The sequence below is a fragment of the Streptomyces sp. NPDC020996 genome (assembly GCF_040641355.1).
Classification (GTDB): domain Bacteria; phylum Actinomycetota; class Actinomycetes; order Streptomycetales; family Streptomycetaceae; genus Streptomyces.
In genome coordinates this window covers 1-3,463 of sequence record NZ_JBFADM010000139.1, presented here as the reverse complement: position 1 = coordinate 3,463, position 3,463 = coordinate 1, and the positions used below count along the sequence as shown (strand labels likewise).

5 protein-coding genes are annotated in these 3,463 nt (G+C 69.0%); 4 read left to right on the top strand and 1 reads right to left on the bottom strand.

From position 1 onward, the window contains the following. On the bottom strand, window positions 1-249 hold a 249-nt coding region (locus AB0G63_RS38975; protein ID WP_360760613.1), incomplete at its 3' end, for a transposase. Between the two features lie 76 nt (window positions 250-325). Between AB0G63_RS38975 and AB0G63_RS38970 the strand changes: the two genes are divergently transcribed. From AB0G63_RS38970 to AB0G63_RS38955, 4 genes are all read left to right on the top strand, one after another. Further along, the gene (locus AB0G63_RS38970; protein ID WP_360760611.1) at window positions 326-1,633 is read left to right on the top strand and encodes an SbcC/MukB-like Walker B domain-containing protein; all 1,308 of its coding nucleotides are present in this window, start codon (window positions 326-328) and stop codon (window positions 1,631-1,633) included. Continuing rightward, window positions 1,630-2,664: a hypothetical protein gene (locus tag AB0G63_RS38965; protein ID WP_360760608.1), complete on the top strand. Its 1,035-nt coding sequence runs from the start codon at window positions 1,630-1,632 to the stop codon at window positions 2,662-2,664. The genes AB0G63_RS38970 and AB0G63_RS38965 overlap by 4 nt, the downstream gene beginning before the upstream one ends. Before the next feature lie 150 nt (window positions 2,665-2,814). Continuing rightward, window positions 2,815-3,117 carry a hypothetical protein gene (locus AB0G63_RS38960; protein WP_360760605.1) on the top strand — a complete coding sequence of 101 codons (303 nt, stop codon included), beginning with the start codon at window positions 2,815-2,817 and terminating at the stop codon, window positions 3,115-3,117. Between the two features lie 64 nt (window positions 3,118-3,181). Next, window positions 3,182-3,463 (top strand): transposase (locus AB0G63_RS38955; RefSeq protein WP_360760602.1); only part of this gene is annotated, 282 nt, incomplete at its 3' end.

The window sequence follows — 3,463 nt, the reverse complement described above, 5'->3', positions numbered from 1 at the left end:
GAGGATCTCATTTGCCCGCCTCAACTCCGCTACTTCTTTGCGGAGTTGCTTCAGTTCCTCGTACTCGGCGGTGGTCAGCCGGTCGGCGCGTTCGCTGGCGTCCGCCTCGGCCTGGCGGACCCAGCCGCGCAGGGCTTCCTTGTGGATGCCCAGGTCCTTGGCGACGTGCGCGATCGGACGGCCGGTGGTGCGGACCTCACGGACAGCCCGCTCGCGGAGCTCGTCCGGGTATTTGCGTGGTGCTGGCACTGCTCGTGGTTCTCCTTCGGGCCAGGATCATAAGCCTGGCTTCAGGGACTCCACGAATCCGGGGTCAGCTCATGACGTGACCGCCGCCTGGTCCGACCTGGAAGCGTGGGCCCAGGGCCAGAGGACCACGGTGGAAAACGACCTCTCAGCAGCCCAGGCCGAGGCCGCCACCTCCCATCAGGCCCACCAGGACGCGACCGCCACGCTGGAAGCAGCCGAGCAAGCACACGCCACCGCCCACAGCGTTCACACCACCGCCGTCCAGCAGAGCGCAGCCGCCGACCACGCGCAGAGCGCCCTGACCGACCGCCTGAGTGAACTGCAGACGCTGCTGGACCAGGCGCCGCCCGCAGATGCACTGCCGGGCCTACTGGAGGAATGCGACCGCCTCGAAGCGGCCGTGGAGACCGCCACAGCCGAGGCAAGTCAGACACGCGAGGCACTCAAGGCGGCGGAGGCCGAACAGCAGCAGTGGCAGGCTCGCACCGCGACCGCCTGGTCCGAGCTGACCGCTGCCCGGGACGCGGTGGCGGCCCTTAAACCGCCGAGCCTGGACACCGACGACCTCGCCGCCGCCTGGGCCAGCCTGGCCGCCTGGGCCACTCGCGCGGCCGACGACCGGCAGGCCGACACCCTCCGCGCGCAAGCCGACGCCCACACCGCACACAGCGAAGCCGAGCAGCTCCTGGGCCAACTGGAGGGTCTGCTGCGCGACCACGACCTGGATCCCCAAGACCTCGGCGACGGTCCTGGGCGCGCCGCTCAGGCCCCCCGGGTGGTAGCGGTCGCAGCCGAGCGGGCCCGGGGCCGGGTAGAGATGATCCAGCGCAGCCTCGCCGACGCCGCCGCCATACAGGACAAGATCGGCAGCGCCCGCACCCAGCAACAGGTGGCCGCCGAGCTGGCCAGGCTGATGCGGTCCAACAAGTTCCCGCAGTGGCTGGCCGATTCAGCCCTCGACACCCTGGTCGCGGGCGCCTCGCAGTCGCTGCGCCGGTTGTCGGGTGACCGATTCGACCTCAGCCACCACAAAGGCGAGTTCTACGTCATCGACCACTCCGACGCCGACTCACAACGCTCGGTTCGCACCCTGTCCGGCGGCGAAACCTTCCAGGCCAGCCTGTCACTGGCGTTGGCTCTGTCCGACCAACTGGCCGGCATGGGCGGCGCGACGAAGCTCGAGTCCATATTCCTCGACGAAGGATTCGGCACCCTTGATCCCGACTCGCTCGAGATGGTCGCCGACACCCTGGAGAATCTCGCCCAAGGGGAGCGGATGGTCGGGGTGATCACCCACGTCACCGGGCTCGCCGAACGGGTACCGGTCCGCTTCCAAGTACACCGCGACCCCCACACTTCCGTCGTCACCCGGGAAGGCACATGACAAGCACGGCACATGCGGCCCGGATGCGATTCCATGTCGACGGCTGGGACCCCACCTACGGCTCCAGCGTCGAAAACGCCGAGAACACCATCGGGGACTCGACCGCCAAAGTCATCCCCGACCTCGAACTCGCCCCGGCCGACTGGAAGCCCATCTCGACCTCCCACGTGCCCGACCCCGGCGCAGTCCTGTTCGTCGACGGCGTACGCCGCGTCGAGGCCCGCATCTGGATCGAGCAGCCCCCGGCCGCCGAACAGGCCCCAAGCGCCAGCAACCACGCCGACGACGCCCAGATGGCACTATGCGCCTCCTATGCAGCTGGCACCGTGTGCTGCTGCCCCGACCGTGGCGCGCACCTGCTGACCATCGAATCCCGACGCGGCCTGTTCACCACCGCCACCAACGCCGTCGACGTGCCCACCACGGCCGGTACCTACCAGGCCAACATCACCTTTGACGACCAGGAAGAAAACCTTGCAGTGCTGCTCTCAGCGGCACTGCAACGCCGACTCGGCGACCTTGAAATTCTCGTCGCCGCCAACGCCCGCACTGCCCTGGCCAGCCACGGCGTCGCCGCCAACTCGGACCTGCTGGTGGTTGACGGCCCGCTGCGCGGCCGCACCCATCTGCCGCGAGCGCTGGGGCTCATCAAATCTCACCGCACCGCCTACCTGCCGCCCGACCTACACGCGATGGTCAGCGCCCTGGCCGCCGGCGAACGCACCCCGGTGTTCTTGATGGGCACCTCCTGGGACCGGCACGCCTGGTACCTACGCCTACCGTGTACGCCCGGCGCCCCGTGGGCCGGAATAGTACGGCTGGAATGCGCCGCCGACATCCCCACCCCGGAGGCGATCGCCTTGGCCAACCTCTCGCAACTGATACTGCCGCGATACGCCAGCTGCGAGTACAAAGACGCCCGGGCCCCCCAGAACCTGGTGCCGATCGCCGGGCTGGAGAGGGAACTGCGCCGCCGCCTGGGCAACCCTGCCCTACTCAGCAGGGCCCTACGCGTGGCAGCGGCGAGCTGAGCCGCAGTTCCTCGCATTTCCGCTCCGCGCCGCACCGACTGGCGCCTCCCGCACGCAGCGGACTGGCACCGCAAGTACCACCTGCTGCGCGCCCACCTCGCATCCGGCGCCGACCCCGCCGCACTCACCTGCGCCACCCTCTTGGCCGGGGTGAAGATCGGCTCCTGGCTGCACCGCCAGCTCACCACCTGGCCCACCCTCCACGGCCAGCAGCAACTGATGGCCGCCCTCGGCCTCACCCCCGACACCAACCCGTTCACCCCCGTCCGTCGCGCCCGCCGTACCTTCGAGGAGACCGTCCAGCTCCTGGAACTCTTCCTGCACCGCGAAGGCTGCATCCCTGCCGCCCGCGAGACGATCCGCGTCGACGGAGACACCGTCAAGATCGGCGCCTGGCTCGCCAAGGCCCGCACCAAGCACGGACGTCTGGTTCGAGGGGGAGTGGACAGCTGAAGCTTCCCCTTGATCGTGGACACTTGGAGACTGGGACCTGAGGTTCCAGAGGAAGTAGCACCAGGTGGGAAGCAAGTACACGAAGCGGTACACCGAGGAGTTCAAACGTGACGCCATCGCGCTCGTCGACTCCTCGGGCAAGACGGTCACCGCCGTCGCCCGGGAACTCGGCATCAGCTCCGAGTCCCTGCGCGGCTGGTACCGCAAGGCCAAGGCCGACCGGGGCGAGGACCAGGGCGGCGAGCTGACCAGCGCCGAGCGCGAGGAACTGCGGCGGCTGCGGCGGGAGAACCGCGAACAGCAGCAGACGATCGAGATCCTGAAAAAAGCGACCGCCTTCTTCGTG

Bases quoted from the DNA above. Each gene is read 5' to 3' on its own strand.
- AB0G63_RS38965 (WP_360760608.1), top strand. From the start codon at position 1,630: ATGACAAGCACGGCACATGCGGCCCGGATGCGATTCCATGTCGACGGC.